The 20,319-nt window shown below is 57.3% G+C and carries 19 protein-coding genes; 8 read left to right on the top strand and 11 right to left on the bottom strand.

All coding sequences use genetic code 11. The features are described 5' to 3' along the window. Positions 1-223: 223 nt before the first annotated feature. Genes ACZ5FP_RS18850 through ACZ5FP_RS18825 form a run of 6 tightly spaced genes read right to left on the bottom strand, consistent with a single transcriptional unit; the run spans position 224 to position 6,684 of the window. On the bottom strand, positions 224-1,543 hold the full coding sequence (locus ACZ5FP_RS18850) for an MGH1-like glycoside hydrolase domain-containing protein (protein WP_464663569.1): 1,320 nt from the start codon (positions 1,541-1,543) through the stop codon (positions 224-226). Between the two features lie 22 nt (positions 1,544-1,565). Then, complete coding sequence (locus ACZ5FP_RS18845) at positions 1,566-2,624, bottom strand: ABC transporter ATP-binding protein (protein ID WP_464663567.1); 1,059 nt, start codon at positions 2,622-2,624, stop codon at positions 1,566-1,568. Between the two features lie 13 nt (positions 2,625-2,637). After that, complete coding sequence (locus ACZ5FP_RS18840) at positions 2,638-3,471, bottom strand: carbohydrate ABC transporter permease (protein WP_464663565.1); 834 nt, start codon at positions 3,469-3,471, stop codon at positions 2,638-2,640. Beyond that, positions 3,468-4,319, bottom strand: coding sequence for a carbohydrate ABC transporter permease (locus ACZ5FP_RS18835; protein ID WP_464663563.1), 852 nt, complete (start codon positions 4,317-4,319; stop codon positions 3,468-3,470). Before ACZ5FP_RS18835 ends, ACZ5FP_RS18840 begins: the two co-directional genes overlap by 4 nt. 36 nt (positions 4,320-4,355) lie before the next feature. Next, positions 4,356-5,633, bottom strand: coding sequence for an ABC transporter substrate-binding protein (locus tag ACZ5FP_RS18830; protein WP_464663561.1), 1,278 nt, complete (start codon positions 5,631-5,633; stop codon positions 4,356-4,358). Between the two features lie 16 nt (positions 5,634-5,649). Further along, the gene (locus tag ACZ5FP_RS18825) at positions 5,650-6,684 is read right to left on the bottom strand and encodes a LacI family DNA-binding transcriptional regulator (RefSeq protein ID WP_464663559.1); all 1,035 of its coding nucleotides are present in this window, start codon (positions 6,682-6,684) and stop codon (positions 5,650-5,652) included. Between the two features lie 340 nt (positions 6,685-7,024). On the opposite strand from ACZ5FP_RS18825, the gene ACZ5FP_RS18820 reads away from it, so the two are divergent. From ACZ5FP_RS18820 to ACZ5FP_RS18800, 5 genes are all read left to right on the top strand, one after another. Further along, positions 7,025-7,633, top strand: a complete 609-nt coding sequence (locus ACZ5FP_RS18820) for a CDP-alcohol phosphatidyltransferase family protein (protein ID WP_464663557.1) — start codon at positions 7,025-7,027, stop codon at positions 7,631-7,633. Positions 7,634-7,661: 28 nt separating this feature from the next. Further along, positions 7,662-9,440 carry a bifunctional alpha/beta hydrolase/class I SAM-dependent methyltransferase gene (locus ACZ5FP_RS18815; protein ID WP_464663555.1) on the top strand — a complete coding sequence of 593 codons (1,779 nt, stop codon included), beginning with the start codon at positions 7,662-7,664 and terminating at the stop codon, positions 9,438-9,440. Then, positions 9,437-10,780 (top strand): phosphatase PAP2/dual specificity phosphatase family protein, encoded by a 1,344-nt coding sequence (locus ACZ5FP_RS18810; RefSeq protein WP_464663554.1) that lies wholly within the window; start codon positions 9,437-9,439, stop codon positions 10,778-10,780. The genes ACZ5FP_RS18815 and ACZ5FP_RS18810 overlap by 4 nt, the downstream gene beginning before the upstream one ends. A gap of 159 nt (positions 10,781-10,939) precedes the next feature. Further along, positions 10,940-11,596: a lysophospholipid acyltransferase family protein gene (locus ACZ5FP_RS18805; protein ID WP_223614486.1), complete on the top strand. Its 657-nt coding sequence runs from the start codon at positions 10,940-10,942 to the stop codon at positions 11,594-11,596. After that, entirely contained in the window at positions 11,589-12,530 is a 942-nt protein-coding gene (locus ACZ5FP_RS18800; RefSeq protein WP_463012565.1) for a phosphatidate cytidylyltransferase, read from the top strand. Before ACZ5FP_RS18805 ends, ACZ5FP_RS18800 begins: the two co-directional genes overlap by 8 nt. Before the next feature lie 87 nt (positions 12,531-12,617). On the opposite strand, the gene ACZ5FP_RS18795 is transcribed toward ACZ5FP_RS18800, so the two are convergent. The 4 genes from ACZ5FP_RS18795 to ACZ5FP_RS18780 form a co-directional block, all read right to left on the bottom strand. After that, positions 12,618-13,475 carry a sigma-70 family RNA polymerase sigma factor gene (locus ACZ5FP_RS18795; protein ID WP_464663552.1) on the bottom strand — a complete coding sequence of 286 codons (858 nt, stop codon included), beginning with the start codon at positions 13,473-13,475 and terminating at the stop codon, positions 12,618-12,620. Between the two features lie 66 nt (positions 13,476-13,541). After that, positions 13,542-13,856, bottom strand: coding sequence for an EthD family reductase (locus ACZ5FP_RS18790; RefSeq protein WP_464663550.1), 315 nt, complete (start codon positions 13,854-13,856; stop codon positions 13,542-13,544). 52 nt (positions 13,857-13,908) lie between these two features. After that, entirely contained in the window at positions 13,909-14,214 is a 306-nt protein-coding gene (locus ACZ5FP_RS18785) for a putative quinol monooxygenase (protein WP_464663548.1), read from the bottom strand. A gap of 394 nt (positions 14,215-14,608) precedes the next feature. Beyond that, positions 14,609-16,333: an FAD-dependent oxidoreductase gene (locus ACZ5FP_RS18780; protein ID WP_464663546.1), complete on the bottom strand. Its 1,725-nt coding sequence runs from the start codon at positions 16,331-16,333 to the stop codon at positions 14,609-14,611. Between the two features lie 161 nt (positions 16,334-16,494). Here ACZ5FP_RS18780 and ACZ5FP_RS18775 point away from each other — a divergent pair, with 161 nt between their 5' ends. Further along, positions 16,495-17,019 (top strand): LysR substrate-binding domain-containing protein, encoded by a 525-nt coding sequence (locus ACZ5FP_RS18775; protein WP_464663544.1) that lies wholly within the window; start codon positions 16,495-16,497, stop codon positions 17,017-17,019. Positions 17,020-17,077: 58 nt separating this feature from the next. Here the strand turns inward: ACZ5FP_RS18775 and ACZ5FP_RS18770 are convergent, their stop codons facing one another. Then, positions 17,078-17,710, bottom strand: a complete 633-nt coding sequence (locus ACZ5FP_RS18770; RefSeq protein ID WP_464663542.1) for a LysE family translocator — start codon at positions 17,708-17,710, stop codon at positions 17,078-17,080. 227 nt (positions 17,711-17,937) lie between these two features. Between ACZ5FP_RS18770 and ACZ5FP_RS18765 the strand changes: the two genes are divergently transcribed. Both ACZ5FP_RS18765 and ACZ5FP_RS18760 read left to right on the top strand, forming a co-directional pair. Further along, positions 17,938-18,927 (top strand): cupin domain-containing protein, encoded by a 990-nt coding sequence (locus tag ACZ5FP_RS18765; protein WP_464663540.1) that lies wholly within the window; start codon positions 17,938-17,940, stop codon positions 18,925-18,927. A gap of 59 nt (positions 18,928-18,986) precedes the next feature. Then, positions 18,987-20,195, top strand: a complete 1,209-nt coding sequence (locus ACZ5FP_RS18760) for an MFS transporter (RefSeq protein WP_464663538.1) — start codon at positions 18,987-18,989, stop codon at positions 20,193-20,195. The last annotated feature ends 124 nt before the right edge of the window (positions 20,196-20,319 follow it).

Genomic DNA, 20,319 nt, shown 5'->3' with positions numbered 1-20,319 from the left:
CCAACCTCTATTGTGCAGTCAGATGAACAAAAAGAAGAGCCTGCAATTCATCTACAGCCATCCGGGCGTAGGGATAGCTATTTGGCCGTAGTCTTTTTCGGGCAAGTTCACGTTGCATCTGCCTGTGAGAATTGTCCCGACAATCAGGATTTCGGCGGTTCTCAACGCAAGGGGACAGCCAAGTTGGCGCGTTTCGCTGCACGGTGCCTCGCCAAGCGCATGACTACGATGGGCTTGTAAGCTCCGGTCGCTCGCGCCTCACTAAGCCATCTACCTCCAATCGCAGAAGCTCGATATAGGCTGCAGCGGTCCAGGAGAAACCCAATCCGCCACAACCTTCACCGGTCAAGGGGTCGAAATACTCGGCAAAGCCATTTGCTTCGATGGCTCTCGCCGTGGAAAGGCGCAATTTCTCGGCCATTGTATCTTTGCCGTTGCGTTGCAGACCATCAATCAGCAGCCAGTTGATGACCGCCCAGACCGGACCGCGCCAATAGCGCTTTGCCTCGAAACCGGAATAAGATGGTTGTGTCGATGGGAACAACACTTTCAGTCCATCAGACCAAGCGTTCATTTCAGCGATTACTGCTTCCAGCATGGTCTGTTCCAGATCAAGCGCCAGGAGCGGACAGAAACAGGCCTGCGTCGGCGCTTCAATATCAGTGCCTGAAATCAGATCGCGCGAAACGAAGCGCCGCAGTTCCGGCCGCCATTGCGCCAGCAGCGCCTTGCGGGATCGAGCATTGACTGTCTCAAGCTCCTCCGCGTCGGCCTCCTGGCCAAATTCGCGGGCGAGTTCGAGCAGTGCTTCGCCGGATGCCAGAAGAATGGCCGTCGTCTGGATTTCTGCGACTTTGAAGGGAGCGGCTGCCCATTGCTCCGCGGGATTCCATCCGCACGCGGCGTAGGTATCGACCAGATGAATAAAGCGGCGATAATCCTCGTCATGCGGCCGCATGGCAGCATCCACATGGCCGGTATCCTTGCGAATGACTTCGGTTTTCGTCGTTGTGGGAACGCGAGCCAGCGCAGTATCCCAGGCTGGTGAATTGTCGCTGCCACTTTCCCATGGGTGCAGCAGCGCGACCAGTCCCGTGCTCTCAGGATCGCGGGCTTGATACCACCAGCGGTGCCAGCGCAACGCCGCATCATAGAGGAACCGGCTGCGTTCCCCGGTGCCCGTTCGTCCCTGACGTTTTGCAGCATCATGGACTTTTTTCAGCGCCATTCCGAAGACAGGAGGCTGGGTAATGCCTGAAGTGGCAATGGCGTGGCGTGTGCGCCAGACATTCGGACCCGGAAAATATGTGTCACTTGGCGCGTGGAAAACGATATGCGGGATCATTCCATCGGCCCATTGGCCCTCGATCAACCGCTCAAGTTCACGATAGGCGCGCGGAACATCATAGGTCGCAAAACCCATTGCGACGAATGCGGAATCCCAGTTCCACTGGAATGGATAGAGCCGATCGGTCGGCACTGTGTAACCGCCACGATCATTGGCGGCCAGAATTTGGCGCGCGTCTTCAAGATAATCAGTCATGGCTTCCCGTTCAAAGGTGGAGTTATGCAATGGGGTGATTGAGGGAAAGACCGGTTTCAGGCGAAAGCCATGTCAAACGGTCTGCATCGAGCTTGAGGCCAATCGCGTCACCGGCCCTGACTGTTTCGCTCGGCGGCAGGATCACGCGTACGGGCTGTTCCGCGACGGTACCCGTCAAGAGCAGATGCGAGCCCATTGGTTCAGCCACGCGCACGTCGAGGCGCAAACCTTCAGCAAGCGGAGCGATCGAAACATTTTCGCCGCGAAGACCAAGCACAATGTCGCTGCCTGAATGAGCGGGCACTGCATGGCTGGTATTGCCGAGCTTTACAGTGCCATTCGTGACTGGCAGCCGGATAAAATTCATCGGTGGGCTGCCCATGAAACCGCCGACGAAGCGGCTCGCCGGGTGGCTGTAAATATCGACAGGCGCGCCGACCTGCTCGATGCGGCCATTATACATGACGGCGATACGATCGGAGAGGCCCATGGCCTCGGTCTGGTCGTGGGTCACATAGATGGTCGTCGTTCCCGACGCCTGCAGAACGGCTTTCAATTCCGTGCGCATTTCAAGGCGAAGCAGAGCATCGAGGTTTGAAAGCGGCTCATCCATCAACAGCACTTTCGGCTCGACTGCCAGCGCCCGAGCAACAGCGACGCGCTGGCGCTGGCCGCCGGAAAGCTTGTTCGGATAGCGATCAAGGTAGGGTTCGATATGCAGGAGCGCTGCAGCCTTGCCGACCTGTCTTTTCACCCGCTGTTCATCGGCCCTTTGCATGCGCAGACCGAAGGCCACATTCTCGAACACCGTCATATGGGGGAAGACCGCATAGTTCTGGAAAACCATAGCCAGACCACGATCCTTCGGTGCCAAACCAGTGATGGGAGTGCCGCCAATCAAAAGTTTGCCGGATGTTTCGGTTTCGAGCCCGGCAATGATCCTCAGCAATGTTGTTTTGCCGCAACCCGACGGTCCCAACAGAGAAACAAACTCGCCGTCGCGTATTTCGAGCGATATTTCCTTCAATGCCTCGAATGTACCAAAGGTCTTTTTAATGCGATCAATGACGATATTGGCCACGATGGTCGCTCCCTTATTTGCTGGAAATACCCCATATTGCGAACAGGTAGCGCCGGACCGCGAATATGAAGATGACGGAGGGAAGGATAAGCAGCAGGCCACCGGCAAAGCGGTAGTGCAGCGGACTTTCAGCGAGAACAGTCAGAAGATAGGCCGTCAGTGTACGGTGCCGGACTGTCAAAACGGAGGCGGCAAAGACCTCGTTCCAGGAAATGACGAAGGCAAAGACCGCCGTTGCGGCAAGTCCCGGCAGCGCCAGCGGTGCGACAATACGGAAAAAGGCCTGGGGACGCGAACAACCGAACACCCATGCAGCCTCTTCGAGTTCCCGTGGTACACCCATGAAAATGCCCTGCGTGACGAGAGCGGCAAAGGGCAGAGCCAAAACCGTGTGCACCAGCCCGACACCGATGATGGTGTCGTAAAGGCCGATCCGAATGAAGGACACGGTCAACGGCAGGGCTAGGATGGCGAGTGGAAAAGCCCGGGTCAGAAGCACGAGCAGACGAAAGCTCTCCTTGCCCTTGAAGTTGTAGCGGGCGAGCGCATAACCGGCAGGCGCGCCGATCAGAACGGACAGGACAACGGTGACCGCGGCTGCGCCAAGCGAGTTCATGAAAGCGCCGGCCACGCCTTCGGTTTTCAAAAAGAGTAGAAACGGCTCGAAAGAAACACCGGCCGGGAAAACGGTTTTCGGCCATTGATAGACCCCGCCTCGCCCGCCAAAGGCACCAAGTGCTACCAGATAGATCGGGACGAGAACCCAGGCACAAAGCACCGCGATGCCGCTCCAAAGAAGAACAGACCGGGCCGAACCAAAGCTTGACGGTTGGGAGCTGGTGCTCATGGCAGGCGCTCCGGATCAACCCTGACGGCTTTGAGATACACAAACGTGGCAGCCAGCGAGATGATCATGATCAGCACCGCATAGGCTGCGGCTACGCCATAATTCTGGTTCTGGTTTTGCCAGGTGTAGGCTTCGCCAACAAGCACAGGCATGTTGCTTCCACCCAATGCATAGACCACGGCGAAAACCTCGAAGGCGAGAACTGTTCTGAGGATCAATGCGGATTGGAGAGCCGGTTTGATCAAGGGCAATGTGATGCGGAAAAACCGCGTCCAGCGGCCTGCGCCGAAGACTTCCGCCGCTTCGCCAAATTCCTTTGGCACCTGATTGAGACCTGCCACAATGATGACCATGACAATGGCGGTGCCACGCCAGATTTCAGCGACAGCAATAGCAAAAAACAAGGCTATCGGCGTCTGATAGGACAGCCAGTTGGCCGGCCTCTCCATGAGACCAAGAGTGAACAACATGCTGTTCAGATAGCCACTGTTCTGCAGGATCGACAACCAGACGAGGCCCGCCGCGAGATCGGAAATGCCAAGTGGAATTGTCCATATCCAGAGAATGGTTTCGCGGCCGGCGCCAACTTTGGCGACCATGGAACCCATTGCCAGGGCAATCATGATCTGGATCGGTACAACCGCAAGTGTCAGCAGGAACGTGTTGCGGATGGCCGAGCGAAAGTTCAAATCCCCCGCCATGGTTTGCAGATTGGCGAGGGAGGGCATGCCGCCTTCGGAAATCGCGAGCCAGATTGTCTGGACCAGCGGCAAAAGAAAGAGCAGCGCGAGAAAGATCACGCAGGGCGCGATCAGCGCATAGGGAATCCAGGACTTGTCGTTCTGCATGATCAATTTCTCGGGGAGTGTGCACGTCCAATGATATTATTCGACGGGACAGGAACCTTGGCTTGGTGCATCCGGTGCCCAGCAAGGGGCGCCCGTATCGCCGATCAGTTTGCTCAGGCTCGCGGCTTGCTGGCTCAAGACATCGGTTACCGGTTCCCCGCGAATGACGATCCGCTGGAATGCATCCATATAGACTTTGTTGAACTCGCCGCCGCGATCCCCAAGACCCACCGGCAACAGTGAAATGACAGCATCAGGTGCCTGCTGCGTTGCCTGCACGCCGGCGGCCAGCATGGCAATGCCTGGTTCGATATCCGCCGGAAGTTTTGCGTCGACCGTTGGAAAGAAGCCAACATTCCTTGCCGTGAGAATTTGCGTTTCCGGTTTGACCAAATGTTCGATGACGCCTTTGGCTCCCGTTTCATCAGGTGCCCCTTGCGGGATTGCCAAGCCAGCCACGACCGGCATGTAGCCGCGCCCCTTCGGGCCAGCCGGAGCAGGGAAGATCACATACTGGTCCGGCTGTGATGCGACGGCTTCTTTCAGCCGGGCGATGTGATCCCAGGCAACCCATACTTCATCGGCAAGCAAGGGCTCCTGCATAAAATTGTAGTTGGTGGAATTTGGATTGACGACGGCCCAGAGCTTTTTGAAGCTTTCCCACCCCTTGGCCGCATCCGCGGATTTGAATGGGCGAACAACACCGCCCGTAAAGGACGGATAGAAATATCCTTGGAAATAGCGCGCCATCAGACCTTTGGGTCCAGCGGGAAAGCCGATACGCGGTTGTCCGGTCTCGGTTTGCATCTTCTGACCCCATTCAATGAGCTGATCATAGGTCAGTTTGTTGATGTCAGCCCCCGCAGGCAAATACTGGAGTGCCTGTTTGTTGGCCGCCATCACATAGGTTGCCTGCATCCACGGGATATATTGCTGTTTGTCCTTGCCGAGTTTTCCAAGATCGAGAAGTGCCTTTGGCATGCCCTTGTCGGCAAGTTGCTTAGCCAGATCGTCAAGCGGCACAAAGCCGTCCTTGGATGCAATGGGGGACAACTCGCCATGAAGTGCGCCGACAAGACTGATTGTATGTTTTCCCGCCTGGCGCTCGGCTTCCATGCGCACGGCAAATTGTGGCGGTTCTTCAACGACATACTCCACGGGGGCGGCCAGACCCTTCAGGATCACATTGCGCACGGCCGTTGCCTCTTCAATGGGACGCAGCTGGGTCGATAGGAAAACTGTTTCGGCCTTGGCGACGGTAGCAGTCAAAAAGCCAGAGGCCGCGAGCAGCCCGATGAGCAGGGATCGTTTCATTGCTTCTCCTCCATTATTATTCGTGAATGCCTGCGTCATTGTCGGCCAGCCGTTGCGACCGGCAATGACTGACACGCGGTATGAATTCGACGGGGTGTATTTCCTGGAGGGATTCCGGCGCCTCGCCATCGATGGCACGCAACAGCAGAGAAGCGATGCGAACGCCAATGTCTTCGCCGGTCACGCGCATGGTCGAAAGTGGCGGATCCGTAAACGCACTCATAGGCAAGTCGTCATGTCCAGTAATACAAACGGTGTTGCCGCCCGCAACTTCACGCAATGCCCGCAATGCGCCGACCGCCATTTCATCGGTTGCGCAAAGAATGGCTGTGGGTTTGACAGGACCGCTCATCAGCGCCTTCGCAGCGGCATATCCGCCATGCTCGGTGGGTTCGCCTTCAGCCATGAGTTCCGATGCAAGCCCGGCCTGGCGAAGGGCATCCTCCCACCCCAAACGCCGGTGATGGGCGAAGGAAAATTCCTGTGGCCCCGCCACATGCCCGATATGCGTATGGCCATCGGCAATGAAACGCAGTGTGGCATCCCGAAAGCCCGAGAAGCCGTCACCGTCAAGAAACGCATGCGGTTTCGCCGATTCCGTCCGGCCGTGCGTAACAAACGGGACACCCCGTGACTGAAGCAATTCCACGCGCTCGTCATGGCGCCTGGTACGTACAAGCAGCATGGCATCGACCCGCTGTCCGTCGACGAAGCGCCGACACATTTCGAGTTCACTCTGCCCGCGCGGGACAGGTGCAATGACAAGGTTGAGGCCTGAAATGGCCAGATGCTCCGCGCACGCGGAAAGGATATCGAGGAAATGCGGTGGTCCGATATGACCGGGGGCAGTTGGAAGCGTGACTGCGACAAGTTCAGCGCGTTGCCGCCGCAGACGCCGCGCTGAAGCATTCGGCTGATATCCCGTCTTGGCCACAGCTTCGAGCACACGCGCCTTTGTCTTGGCCGAGACGTCAGAATAACCGTCAAGCGCCCGCGATACCGTTGTGATGGATAGGCCAAGCGATTGCGCAAGTTGTTTCAGATTGGACATGCCCCCTCCCAGAAGTGTGCGGTATAGTTTTCCAAAACGTTTTGGATGTCAATTATCAATACAAAAAATGAAGAATGGGCCTGATTTTGGGTCATAGGGCTGAGAGGAACAACGTGCTGAAACCCGCACTAGCGGCCTCGATGTGCCAAAAAGGAAGCCGGCAACATCATCGCGACAGAAAAGGCGCCCGCTCTCGACGTTAAATCAGCGGCTTTTGTGATAGACTCGCAAGTGATTTCATTTCCGAAACAAATATCTCATGCGGGAAAACCAGTCCGAAGTGGATTTTCTGCTACAAGCTGTTGAGTGGTGAAATTAAGCACAACCATGGGGGGATTTCATGCCGACGCTTTACTCCATCAAACCAGCTTTTCAGAACCTGCTCCGCCCCTTGGCCACTGGACTTGTTTCCGTTGGCGCCACCGCAAATCAGGTGACCGTCGCCGCCACAATCATCTCGGTTGTAGCGGGTGCGTTGATTGCGCTTTTCCCCCAGAATGCGTTGCTTTTCTGGCTATTGCCGTTGGTGCTTTTTGTCCGCATGGCACTCAATGCCATTGATGGAATGATGGCTCGTGAATTCGGACAGGCATCGAAACTCGGCGCGTATCTGAACGAGCTTGGCGATATCGTTTCGGATGTGGCCTTGATCCTTCCATTCGCATTTGTTGCACCGTTTGCCACTGCAGGGGTGGTTGCCTTTGCCGTCACCGCGATGATTGCCGAATATGCCGGCGTGCTCGGTGTCATGACCGGCGGCGGGCGTGGTTATGACGGGCCGTTCGGAAAGAGCGACCGCGCATTGGCCCTCGGCATCATTGCCGCGCTTATCGGTAGTGGCATCATCCTGCCCTCATGGTTCGGCTGGGTTTTTCCCCTCATGGCCGTGCTATCCGTTGTCACCGCCGTGAATCGTGTTCGTGCTGGCCTACGCCGCGCCAATTCCTGAAAATCAATTCTGCTTCCGGAGCAAGCTTATGTCGACAGATCCATCCTCCAATCCTGCGGCATTAGACGCAGTAGAGGAAAGTACCTTTCCCACCGACGACGGGACCAAACTTTTCTATCGGAAATGGCCGGCCAGATCGGGAAAGCCGAGAGGTGCAATTGTTCTTCTGCATCGTGGTCACGAACATGGTGGACGCGTTGCCCATCTGGTTGAGGAACTTGGCCTTGGTGATTTCACATTCTATGCCTGGGATGCCCGCGGCCATGGCCGTTCACCGGGCGAACGCGGCTATTCCCCATCCTTTGCAGCATCGGTGCGCGATCTCGACAGTTTCGTAAAGCACATATGCAAAACCGGCGGTTTTGCCATCGAGGACATTGCGGTTATCGCCCAGTCGGTGGGTGCCGTGCTCGCGGCAACGTGGGTCCATGACTATGCGCCGCGTATCCGGGCGCTTGTGCTGGCTTCTCCGGCTTTCAGCGTGAAACTCTATGTTCCATTCGCGCGTGAAGGCATCTGGCTCTGGCAGAATCTGAAAGGACAATTCTTCGTCAATTCCTACGTCAAGGCCAAGTTTCTGACCCATGATCCGGCGCGCATCGCGTCGTTCGACAATGACCCGTTGGTCACGCGGGCCATCGCATCGAATATACTGCTCGATCTTTATACGACCGCTGAGCGGGTGGTTGCGGATGCCCGCGCGATCATCGTACCGACGCAGTTGCTTATCTCCGGCAGTGACTGGGTGGTCCGGCACGGGCCACAGCATCGCTTCTATGAAAATCTGGCCCACCCCCTCAAAGAGCGCCACGTGCTCAAGGGATTTTACCATGACACTCTCGGCGAGAAGGAGCGTGCAATTGCCGTGGCACATGCACGCCGGTTCATTCTTGCATGCTTCGACACAGAACCGGAGCCACTGGATGTAACGAACGCCCATCAAACGGGCTTTACCCGCGATGAACAGGACAGGCTGTCATCCCCGCACGACCTGCTTTCCCTGAAAGGCCTCTATTGGGCGATCTACCGCTCGTCCATCCGCTTCAGTGCATTGTTCTCGAAGGGACTGAAAACAGGCGTCGAGACCGGTTTCGACTCCGGCTCAACCCTCGACTATGTCTATGAGAACGAACCGAGAGGAATGGGACCGGGCGGCAGGCTCATCGACAAGCAGTTCCTGAATGCGATCGGCTGGCGGGGCATTCGTCAGCGCAAGCTGCATCTGCAGGAGCTTATCGGCTTCGCCCTGACAAGACTGCAGGATGCCGGCCGCACGACACATATTCTCGATATCGCAGCCGGTCATGGCCGTTATGTCCTCGATGCGATTGCCAAATCCGCAGTCAAGCCGGCAAGCGTCCGGCTGCAGGACTATGCGCCGATCAATGTCGATGCCGGACGCAAATCCATCGCCGAGAGGGGCATCCAGGATATAGCGAGCTTTCATCAGGCGGATGCGTTCGATGCCGAACAACTGGCCGCAATCCAACCTGCGCCCGATCTTGCGATTGTATCTGGCCTATATGAACTCTTTCCCGACAACGCGCTTATCAAGCGCTCGCTTGGCGGGCTTGCAACGTCGATGCAATCCGGCAGCCTGCTGATCTACACCAACCAGCCGTGGCATCCGCAACTGGAAATGATAGCACGGGCGCTCACCTCGCACCGTGGCGGCGAAGCATGGGTCATGCGCCGCCGGACGCAGGCTGAAATGGATCAGCTGGTTGCGGCAGCGGGTTTCAGGAAGATCGACCAGCTTGTCGATGAATGGGGCATATTCACTGTTTCCATCGCTGAGCGCACATGACCGAAAACACCGTCGCACCGATTGGACAATGGCGCTTGAACCGAGCCGTCGCGAAACGTGCACTGATCTGGCTCGTCTGCCTGGCACCATTGTTCTACGCGACCTATGGGACAGCCAATTGGCTTGCCTCGCAGCGGGAGAACGTTCCAAATATTACCTTTACCTGGGAACAAGCCATTCCTTTCATTGCCTGGACCATTTTCCCCTATTGGTCGATCAACCTGTTCTACGGACTTTCCTTGTTCTTGAACGATACAACCGCTGAGGTCGATCGCCTGGCGAAACGCTACCTGACCGCACAGATCATCGCGGTTACCTGCTTCATCGCGTTTCCCCTGACCGTCATCTTCCACAAGCCGCCGACCAGCGGCGCATCAGGCTTTCTGTTCGATATGCTGGGTGGCTTCGACAAGCCCTTCAACCAGGCGCCCTCCCTGCACATCGCTCTCCTGGTGATTATCTGGACGCATTGGCGCGTTCGTCTGTCGGGTATTGTTCTTTGGATCTGGCATCTCTGGTGCGCATTGATCGGCATTTCCGTTCTCACGACCTATCAGCATCATTTTATCGACATCCCCACTGGTCTGCTTTTGGGTCTTTTTACTCTTTGGCTCTTCCCGGCACACATGCCCTCACCCGTGGCCGCATTCCGCTTAACCGATGATCCCAAGGCACGGCGCATTGGCACCTATTATGCAATGGCCAGTCTGATCTTCTTGCTTGCGACAATCATCGAAACGCCGACATCGGCGGCATTCCTGTTTTTCCTGTGGCCGGCGCTGGCCCTCCTGCTCGTATCAATCGGCTATTTCGGTGCGGGCCCCACCGCCTTTCAGAAGTGCGCTGACGGCACGCTTTCCCTGGCCAGCACATGGCTGCTAGCCCCTTGCCGCCTTGGTGCCATTGTCAACAGCTGCATCTGGACACGCCAGCTCCCGCCCTCTGTTGCGATCGGCAAGAACGTGTATTTGGGGCGGCTGCCGCGGGTATCTGAACTGTCGAAATTCATGACCGTGATTGACCTGACCGCCGAACTGGCAAAGCCTTCCGGCGTGGAGATTGCATGGCTGTCGTTCCCGGTGCTTGATCTCGTTTCGCCTCAACACGACGAATTGCGCAAAGCGGCCGACGCCATCGAACGTGCCCGGCACAAGGGCCCCGTTCTCGTTTGCTGTGCACTTGGATTCCAGCGCAGTGCGGCAGCAATTGCCGTTTGGCTTTTGCAGTATGGCGATGTCAAAACCGCAGCCGAAGCAATCAGCGTAATCGAAGCCGGCGGCAGGCGCATTCATCTGGCAGAAGACATGGTGTCTTTTGCGCAAGAGGTGAAACAACCATGAATGAACGGGCCTCTGCACTCGCCCACCGATTGCACGCCAAGGTAACGGCCATCGCGTCATGACTGTAACAAACTGCCTCTTGTTGAAACTGCATCTTGCTTTTGCATTTTTTCTTGTTCTATTCGCCGTAATTACAACCTATGGGTTGTGGGGGCGCATATGAATGCAAGAGAAACGTTAAGGCGAATTTCCGCCATGGTGCTTGCCGGATTGGCTCGCGGCATTACGGGCGTGCGCCCGATCTGGCAGGGATGCGCGCCTTCGGACCGGCAGCGCATTTTCTTTGCGAACCATTGCAGTCATGGCGATTTTATTCTGCTTTCCTCCAGCCTGCCGCCACGCGAGCGGCAGCGCACACGTGCCGTTGCTGGTGCCGATTATTGGAAGCGCAATAAATTGCGGAACATTCTCGCCAAGGACTTGCTGAACACCGTGCTGGTTGACCGCAATTGGGTCGAGCGCTCGGAGGATCCAATGGTCGTCATGCTCGATGCATTGCAGGAAGGAAGCTCACTCATTGTCTTTCCCGAAGGCACCCGCAACATGACCGAGGAACCGTTATTGCGCTTCCGCTCCGGTCTCTACAATCTTGCTGTGGCCCGGCCGGATGTGGAGCTTATTCCCTGCTGGATCGAGAATATGTCACGCGTCCTGCCGAAGGGCACCTTCCTGCCAGTTCCCCTCCTGTGCCGCGTTGTCTTTGGCTCGCCAATCGCACTTGAACCGAATGAAGACCGGAAAGAGTTTCTTCAAAGGGCGCGCCAATCTCTGCTCGATCTTTCGCCGGAACATCAGAAAGCGCTCAATCATGGCTGAAACGGTCTGGCTCTTTCTCGGCCTGCTCGGTGTGCTCACGCTCGCCAGTGCCATTGCAACAATGCTTACCTGGAAAAGCCGGCGCACGGCGGAGGTCTTGCCATCAACGCTCGTGAACCTCAATTCACGCATAAAGGCGTGGTGGATCATGATCGGCGGCATTTCCGTCGCTTTTCTCTTCGGTAAAAATGGTGTCATTTTCCTGTTCGCCTTTGTCTCCTTTGCTTCGCTGCGCGAATATGTGACCCTCACCCATACGCGGCGCGGCGATCATCGTATTCTCATCGGCATGTTCCTCGTCATCATTCCTATCCAATATTACCTTCTCTGGATTGAATGGTATGGGCTCTATTCCATCTTTGTGCCGGTCTACTGCTTCCTTGCCATGCCGGCCTTGACGGCAATTTCGGGTGATACGGAGCGCTTTCTCGAGCGCGTCAGCGAACAGCAATGGGGCATCATGCTGTCGGTCTATTGCATCAGCCATGTCCCTGCCCTGCTCACACTTTCCATCCCCGGTTTTCAGGGCAAGGGATTGCTTTTGATCGCATTCCTGATCGCGACTGTTCAGGGGAGTGATGTGCTGCAATATGTGTTCGGCAAGCTTTTCGGCAAACACAAGGTTGCACCGAAAATCTCGCCATCCAAAACCTGGGAGGGTCTGATCGGCGGTATTGTCAGCGCATCATTGCTCGGCGCAGCGCTGACGTGGTTGACACCCTTCAGCGTCCTGCAAGCCGGGCTCATGGCGGGACTTGCCTGCATCATGGGTTTTTTCGGCGGGCTGGTTGCTTCGGCGATCAAGCGCGACCGCGGCGTCAAGGATTGGGGCCACATGATCGAGGGGCACGGTGGCATGCTCGACCGGGCGGACAGCTTGATTTTCGCCGCACCGGTCTTCTTTCACATCGTTCGCTATTTCTGGACAGCCTGAAGTAAACCCGCCGGCACGAGATCGTGCAGCAAATGGCCGGATCGCTGGTAGCTTCGCCGGTTGGGGTTGGAACTCGACCATAACCATTTAGCCCAACTGCACCCAATTTATGCCTTCGAGCACATAGGGCGCGAACAGGAAGTCGCGGATCTCGATAATCCGGCTATCCGACCAGCCGATCAGGACAAAATGCGCAGGTCTGTCCATCGGGCCGGTTTTATCGAAGACGAGCATGGCCGGCTGCCCTTCAACCGCGCCGAAGGCGAACCGCCATTTCGTCTCTTCCGCATAGCGCGTGAAATAAAGGCCAATCTTGTCACGCCCTTTCCATTCGAGCCGGTTCACCAGATCAAGCTTGACGTCATCGGCGAGCATGGCGCGGATTGCATCGAAATCACCGCTTCGAAACAGATGGACGTAAGCCGTGATCTTCCGCCGGTCCGGATCGGACATCAGCGGCAGCCGGGTGTCTTCAGGCGCCTGCGCGAGTTGCCGCAGCGCTACGCGCCCGCGCTGCAGCGCCGATTTGGCCGCAGCCGGTGTGCTGCCGGCGATCGCCGCGATCTCTTCGACCGAGTGGCCAAGGACGTCCTTGAGAATCACGGCGCAGCGCTGAAGTTCGGGCAGTCGCAGAAACGTTTGAAAGCCGACCGCGACGATATCCGCCTCGGGCATCGTCGCATCTTCCAGATCTTCTGTGAGCGAGACAACGTTGCTCCGGGAGCGCCGGCGCAGGAAATCCAAACTCGTATTGTGGGCGATACGGAACAGCCAGGCTTCGAGATTTTCGACAATAGTGCCTTCCCCACGCGCCCGCAGGGCTTTGATCAGGGTATCTTGCAGCACATCCTCACCATCCACACTCGAACCGGTCATGCGCGCGCAGTAGCGGTGAAGCCGTGGCCGCAGCGCTTTCAGTCGATCCTCGAATTCGTCCGTATTCATGTGTCGAGACCTATAGTGCTTCCACTCTGTTCCGCCAGGGATTGGCTACCAATATCACGGCTGGGTTCAAACCTCTCTGTTGTCAAAGAGGAACATTTGAACGCCCGAGTCATCCGGCGCAAAAATCCGGCGATCCTCACCGGCTGCCCGTCCCTCCGCGCTTGCAAACACCCTTTCGATCGCTGCAAGGTCGTCGAAATACAAGGTTCCAATCCGATGGATATCAGGGGTTCCCAGCGGTGTCGCGATGGGACCGTCGCTGACCTCGTATTTCCGGAGACCCGGAATCTTCTTGGCGAGAGGCACGTGGATATCGAAGTAATGTCGATCAAATGCCTCTACGTCCTTCGGTGTCCGGTAAATCACGACCATCCGGGCCATCGCGGTTCTCCTTTGTAAATTGTGTGGCGCAAACTTACTTGTGTGTTCACCCTCACCGGACTTCGCTTAACACCGCCGAGCCCATGACCGAGTCCAAGCTCGCCAACTCGATGATCTTCGGGAAATAGGCTTGCATGTGCGGATCGCTGCGCATCGCCTCGACGGCTGCCGGGTTCTCCCACTCGGAGTAAATAACGATGCCGGCGCCGTCCTTTGCCGCGATCAGCCGGGTTGTCTTCCATCCGGGGAGCATGCGGACCACCGTATCGATGTTCTGCTTCAAAAGCGCGATCAGCGCCTCCTGCTTTCCAGGTTTGACCTTCAGCAGATTGATCAAAATGACGGATTCGTCGGACATGGCATATCTCCTTCTGTTTCAGATATACCAAGGACGACCCAAAGGATTAAAACGGATCGCGGCGCCGAAGATTTTTCGATTATCTGTCGAAGGAGCGTGCCTTGCCGAGTTTTGCAACGCCAGTTGCAATGACCCGACATAGCCAGGCATCGTTGACACAGGGCATCCAGATACCACGCGCAACCATCATTTCTTTCAGGTCACGCAGCCTCATAGAACGCTTTACTCGCTATCCGCGATGTGACCCTCGGTACCCACGATCACGAGCAGCGGATCGCCGTTACGCGCGCCCGGCCCGTCGGCAGTTCCACGGCGCGGTTGACGCCGACAGGGCGCCAATCATTTGCTGCGAACCCAACAGTTCAAAGCCAATATGCTTATCGCAAATTTCTGCCTATCGATTTTTGGCGTCCGGAACCTGCTTGAGATATTGGTGAATGGCTTGAACCACGACTGATCCTTCCCCTACCCCTGACGCCACCCGTTTTACCGATCCCGCCCGAACATCGCCAACGGCGAATACGCCAGGAGCCGAGGTTTCAAAGGGAGAGCCGCTGGTCAAAACCCCGGCCATGAGTCCAGTCTCAATAAACCCGGACTTGTCCAGCTTAACACAGCCATTGAGCCATTCCGTGTTTGGTGCAGCTCCAATCATCATAAAGATATTCGAGATATTTTTGGTTTCGCTCTGTCCAGACATACGATTGGTCCAGGTCACCGTGTTCAGGTATCTGTCACCGTCGATAGCGGTGATTTCAGTATGCGCGTGCAGTGAGATGCGCTGTGATTTTTCGATGCGCTGAATCAGATAGTCCGACATTGTCTCCTTCAAACCCGGCCCCCGGACCAGAATGTGCAGGTGTTTGACCCATTGCGACAGGAACATCGCCGCCTGACCGGCCGAATTGCCGCCGCCGACAACAATGACCTCCTGTTCCCGGCACAACTGCGCTTCCATTGCCGTGGCCGCGTAGTGAATGCCCTGCCCTTCAAACCGCTCGTAGTTCAACAGGTCCGGCTTGCGGTAACGGGCTCCGGTGGCAACGACCATTGCCCGCGCGGAGACGATTTGTCCGTCATCGAGCAGGACGCGGTAAGGCGACCTGTCACAATCGACGGAGACAGCCATGCGGGAAATGGCCAGGCGCGCCCCGAACTTCTGGGCCTGAACCTGTGCACGGCCTGCCAGAGCCTGCCCGGATATACCAGTCGGGAATCCGAGATAATTCTCGATCTTCGAGCTTGTTCCTGCTTGCCCGCCTGGGGCTACCCCTTCGATCACGATCGTTTTCAATCCTTCCGATGCGGCGTAGACTGCCGAGGCGAGGCCGGCCGGTCCAGCGCCGACAACCATGACATCGTAGACTTCGGCCGGATCAATGATTTCTGTCAGCCCCAGCACATCCGCCAGTTGGCCCGTTGTCGGATTCTGCAGGACCGCTTTTCCTGGCGGAACGATAACAGGCAGCGACAAGGCACAGATTTTCAACGCAGTGACCATTTCCTTCGCTTCGGGATCGACGTCGGAATCGACCAATCGGTGGGGATAACCGTTACGCGTTAGAAAGCGCTGCAATCTCAACGTGTCAGCAGCGTGGCTCGGCCCTATCAACACAACGCCTGCCTGACCGTGTTTGATAAAGCCGACGCGGCGCAGAATAAGTGCGCGGGTAATGATTTCACCGATATCCGGCTCCGCCGACATCATCCGCAGGAACGAATCCCGCTCAACGCGGATAAGATGCGAATCCTCAGCCGCCCTCGCCGTCACCAAATTCTCCCGACTATTGAACAGGTCGAGTTCTCCGGTGAATTCCCGCTCTCCCTGCAGAGCCAGGACCCGGCTTGAGCCATCGCCGCCGAGATCAAGTATCTCAATGGAACCAGACTTTATCAGGAAGAAATCCGTCTGGCGTTCGCCGCGACTGAACAGAACCGTGCCCTTGGTGACTGAGGTCTCGGATCCGAACGCGGAAACGCGGTCCATCATGCCCTTATCGAGCTGCGGAAAAGTTTGTGTCCTGCGGGCGTAGGGGTCGCTCGCATCGGCCGAGACGTTATCGCTCAATTCCACCTGGTTCATTCCGGCGCACTCTCTCTCGTGGTCCGATTTTGACATTTGCACCCCCTTGATACAAGCCATGCAGGCAAATGTCAGATCAGGTGAACCTCAACGCCGCATATATGTGACGAGATCGGCTGAGACGCGCTTTGCTATTTGCCGGGAGCGCGCTGCCAACGTGCGGAACCGACGCGTCCGCTTTTCTTCGTGGCGGGACTTTGCAACGGTTCCACGATCTTGCGGTCACCCTTGATAGTGTCGCCAAGCAGACATCCTTACCTCTCTTCGAAGAAGCGCTCTACATCGTTGGGCCGTCAGGGCAGTTCACGCCCGATGCGGAAGTGACAGTGGAACATGCCCTCGGCCTGCCGCTGATCCTGCCCACACGTCGCCACGGGATCCGCATACTGCTTGAACGGCAGGCTCTGATGTCCGGACGGGAACTTAACATCGTGCGCGAAATCGAAGGTGTGGCGAGCACGAAGGCGGCAATTCGCGCGGGTCTCGGACTGACGATCCTCGGGCGCAGCGCGGTCCATCCCGAGCAAGAAAACGGAACTCTGTCCGCCATCGCTCTCACCCGCCCCGGTCTCACCCGCCGCCTCGTTCTCGACATGCCGGCCGACCATCCGCCGACGCGGGCCGTCATCGAGGTGCAAAAAATTCTGCTCGCGGTTGTCAGAAAGCTCGGTGCTGATGGTCACTGGAGTTGCCTCTCACCAACGCTGTCCGCAATCCGGTAGGTGTTCTGCCGCAGACATCTGAAGCAATATTGGATCTGTGCGTTCAGTTCCTTCAGATCTATTTTTGTGCTTCCGTGGCCATTCGAATAGCCAGGCCAGCCAAAACAGTTCCCATAAGATAGCGCTGAACCGTCATCCAAAATGGACGATTGGCAAGAAATGCTGCGATCGAACCAGCAGTGACCGCGATCACGGCATTGACAGTCAAGCTTATGGCAATTTGTGTAAAACCGAAGCTGATTGACTGCAAGAACACGCTTCCAAGCTCCGGCTTTACGAACTGCGGCAAAAGAGACAGATACAGAACCGCTGCCTTGGGATTAAGGAGATTGGTTACAAAACCCATGACAAACAGTTTTTGTGGTGTGTCCTTTGGCAGTTCTCGAACAACGAATGCCGAGCGTCCACCCGGCTTGAGGGCGTTCCAAGCAAGCCAACCGAGATAAATTGCTCCGCCAAATTTCAAAACCTCGTAGGCAAACGGCACCGCAAATACGAGTGCCGTAATGCCAAGAGCAGCGGAAAGCATGTAAAAAACAAATCCCAGCGCTACACCCCCAAGGGAAATCAATCCCGCTTTCGGGCCCTGGCAGATTGAACGGGATATGAGGTAAATCATATTGGGGCCAGGGGTACAAACCATACCAAAGGCAATTAATCCGAATGCAAGCAGACTCGTTACTTCAGGCATCTGTCACCTTTTGAGAGTGTACGTTGCTACCCATGTTTTGAGAGTGCTCACTACCGCTGCAGCCGCATACGCTGCAAGCATCCAATTGTCTGCATGACAAGTTTACGCGCTGGAAATAGGGCAAGGGCTATTGGTAAACCTTGCCCTGTGAATAGTGACTGGAAAGGCGGTTGTTTAGGACAACCACCCCACTTGCCTGCCGGACGTTCGGCATATATATTAGACGAATGTCTGATAATTCGTCCCGACCATCTTCACCGCCACATATCCCGATGGATGCGCTAAGCGAAGTCCTGCAGGACTTTCGCTTGAGTGGCGTCAATTATGGCCGCTGCGAGCTCCGGCATCCATGGAGCATCGCCTTTCCGCAACAACAGCTGCTTCGTTTTCACTTTGTCAGCCAGGGTCCGTGCTGGATCCATACCGAAGTGCAGGGCTGGCAGGAGTTGCGCGATGGCGACCTGGTGCTGCTGCCGCAAGGCATCGCCCATCGGCTGGCCAGCGCGCCGGACGTCGTGGGCGACTCGCTCAAGGGTTGCCACGTGACCAAGCTGGGAAGCAACGTCAGCGAAGTGGTGCGGGAGGGAACGGGGGCGACCAGCACCCTTTTCTGCGGCTCCATGGCCCTGGGTGCCTGTGCGCTCAACCCCTTGATCACTTTGATGCCGCCGATCATCAAGGGCTGCGACGTAGCCGGTAATGACCCGATCGTCGGTCCCTTGCTTGCGGCAATGACGGTCGAGGCCGCACAGCCGCAGATGGGCAGCGCCACCATCCTGTCGCGGATGGCGGACCTGCTGACCGCCCGGCTCATCCGCTGCTGGGTCAATTGCACCGGAGCCCCGACCACCGGCTGGCTCGCCGCCATCCGCGACCCCCATATCGGCCGCGTTCTGGCGGCCATGCACCGGGACCCCGGCCACAACTGGACCCTTGAAAGCCTCGCCGGCCTGGCAGGGCAATCGCGCTCGATTTTCGCCGAGCGTTTCAGCGCTGTTTTGGGGGAAGGCGCGGCACGCTATCTCGCCCGTCTTCGTATGCAACTTGCCCGCGAATTGTTGGGGCAAAACGGCATGTCGGTTGCCGAGGTCGCGACTCGTTTGGGCTATGAGTCCGAGGCATCCTTCGCACGCGCGTTCAAGCGTATCACCAGCGTCTCGCCCGGCGTTGTGCGTCGCACCATTTCCGGACGAACGGACATGCATTTCGGATTTTAGGATACATATCATCCGAAAGGACTCGTCTATGAAGATCTCCAAACCTTGGAGATACTTCAATGACAGACACAACATTACAGCTTGAAGGCACCGCAATAGATCTTGATGCCGCTCCGCCAGTCGCGTGGAGCCCGGCCACCTGGTTCGCGGTTCTTTCAATGGCGGCCGCCAGCTTTGCGCTGGTGTCAGCCGAATTTCTGCCGGCAGGCCTGTTGACGCCGATGGCGCGCGATCTCGGTATCAGCGAAGGAACGGCCGGACAGGTCGTCACTGCCACCGCTTCCGTCGGCGCCGTCACGGCCATGTTGAGCAATGTTCTCATCGGCCGATTGAACCGCAAGACAGTGCTGGTTGGTCTCAGCGCCTTGGCAATCGGTTCCAATATTCTTGCGGCGGTCGCGACCGATTTCTGGCTATTGTTGCTGGGTCGGGCCGGGCTGGGCATCGCCCTCAGCGCTTTCTGGGCACTTTCCGTTGCCGTCGTAGCGCGGCTGGTTGGCGCCAACGCCACGGGCCGGGGCATGGCTATAGTCACTCTCGGCGTCTCGCTCGCCACCATTGCCGCACCGTCGATGGGTGCATTGATCAGCGACTGGGTGGGCTGGCGCAGCGCCATGGCCATGACAGCGGGGCTGGCCGCGGTTGCCATGGTGCTGCAATTTCTCAGCCTGCCGACCCTGCCTGCCACCACGAGCAACAGTCTCGCCGACGTCTTTCGGCTGACACGGCGGCGCGGCATTCAACTCGGCATGCTGGCTATCCTTCTGCTCATGACCGGGCATTTTGCCGGCTCGGTCTATGTGCGCCCCTTCCTCGAACAGGTTACGCACCTTGGAACCGGGCCGATTGCCCTGGCGCTGCTCGGGTTTGGTATCGCCGCCGTGATCGGCAACGTTGTTGGTGGCCGCATGGCCGACGCCAATATCCACACGGCTCTCATGGCTACCGCCGCCTTGATGGGGCTTGCAGCGCTCGCTTTGGTACTGTGGGGCGTGCACATCGGCGTTGCCTTCGGTTTCGTCACCTTGTGGGGGCTCGCCTTCGGTATGGCGCCCGTGGTGCTGCCGACCAACCTGTCCCGCGCAGCGCCTGACGCTCTGGAAGCAGCAGGCAGCCTGATGGTCACCTCTTTCCAGGTCGCCATCACGATTGGCGCGGTTGTCGGCGGCTATGTCGTGGACACCTATGGCGCTACAGGGCCCCTGACCCTCACCGCCATCCTTGCCGCATCGACAGTCGTGCTGGCACTGCTCCAGCCCCGCAGCTAATCTTTGTTGCTGTGCAGCAGATGGAGCAACCAGAAGTCACAACGAGGTTGCAATGGTTGCAGATGCGGCACTCACGCCGCATCCGCACAGCGTCTGGCCAGAGCCGTGATGGGGTTCGACCCAT

It is taken from the genome of Phyllobacterium sp. T2-21, from assembly GCF_055378485.1.
This window is presented reverse-complemented; position numbering and strand designations above follow the sequence as displayed.

Bases quoted from the DNA above. Each gene is read 5' to 3' on its own strand.
- ACZ5FP_RS18850 (WP_464663569.1), bottom strand. From the start codon at position 1,543: ATGACTGATTATCTTGAAGACGCGCGCCAAATTCTGGCCGCCAATGAT.
- ACZ5FP_RS18840 (WP_464663565.1), bottom strand. From the start codon at position 3,471: ATGAGCACCAGCTCCCAACCGTCAAGCTTTGGTTCGGCCCGGTCTGTT.
- ACZ5FP_RS18835 (WP_464663563.1), bottom strand. From the start codon at position 4,319: ATGCAGAACGACAAGTCCTGGATTCCCTATGCGCTGATCGCGCCCTGC.
- ACZ5FP_RS18830 (WP_464663561.1), bottom strand. From the start codon at position 5,633: ATGAAACGATCCCTGCTCATCGGGCTGCTCGCGGCCTCTGGCTTTTTG.
- ACZ5FP_RS18825 (WP_464663559.1), bottom strand. From the start codon at position 6,684: ATGTCCAATCTGAAACAACTTGCGCAATCGCTTGGCCTATCCATCACA.
- ACZ5FP_RS18820 (WP_464663557.1), top strand. From the start codon at position 7,025: ATGCCGACGCTTTACTCCATCAAACCAGCTTTTCAGAACCTGCTCCGC.
- ACZ5FP_RS18815 (WP_464663555.1), top strand. From the start codon at position 7,662: ATGTCGACAGATCCATCCTCCAATCCTGCGGCATTAGACGCAGTAGAG.
- ACZ5FP_RS18810 (WP_464663554.1), top strand. From the start codon at position 9,437: ATGACCGAAAACACCGTCGCACCGATTGGACAATGGCGCTTGAACCGA.
- ACZ5FP_RS18805 (WP_223614486.1), top strand. From the start codon at position 10,940: ATGAATGCAAGAGAAACGTTAAGGCGAATTTCCGCCATGGTGCTTGCC.
- ACZ5FP_RS18800 (WP_463012565.1), top strand. From the start codon at position 11,589: ATGGCTGAAACGGTCTGGCTCTTTCTCGGCCTGCTCGGTGTGCTCACG.
- ACZ5FP_RS18795 (WP_464663552.1), bottom strand. From the start codon at position 13,475: ATGAATACGGACGAATTCGAGGATCGACTGAAAGCGCTGCGGCCACGG.
- ACZ5FP_RS18790 (WP_464663550.1), bottom strand. From the start codon at position 13,856: ATGGCCCGGATGGTCGTGATTTACCGGACACCGAAGGACGTAGAGGCA.
- ACZ5FP_RS18785 (WP_464663548.1), bottom strand. From the start codon at position 14,214: ATGTCCGACGAATCCGTCATTTTGATCAATCTGCTGAAGGTCAAACCT.
- ACZ5FP_RS18780 (WP_464663546.1), bottom strand. From the start codon at position 16,333: ATGTCAAAATCGGACCACGAGAGAGAGTGCGCCGGAATGAACCAGGTG.
- ACZ5FP_RS18770 (WP_464663542.1), bottom strand. From the start codon at position 17,710: ATGCCTGAAGTAACGAGTCTGCTTGCATTCGGATTAATTGCCTTTGGT.
- ACZ5FP_RS18765 (WP_464663540.1), top strand. From the start codon at position 17,938: ATGTCTGATAATTCGTCCCGACCATCTTCACCGCCACATATCCCGATG.
- ACZ5FP_RS18760 (WP_464663538.1), top strand. From the start codon at position 18,987: ATGACAGACACAACATTACAGCTTGAAGGCACCGCAATAGATCTTGAT.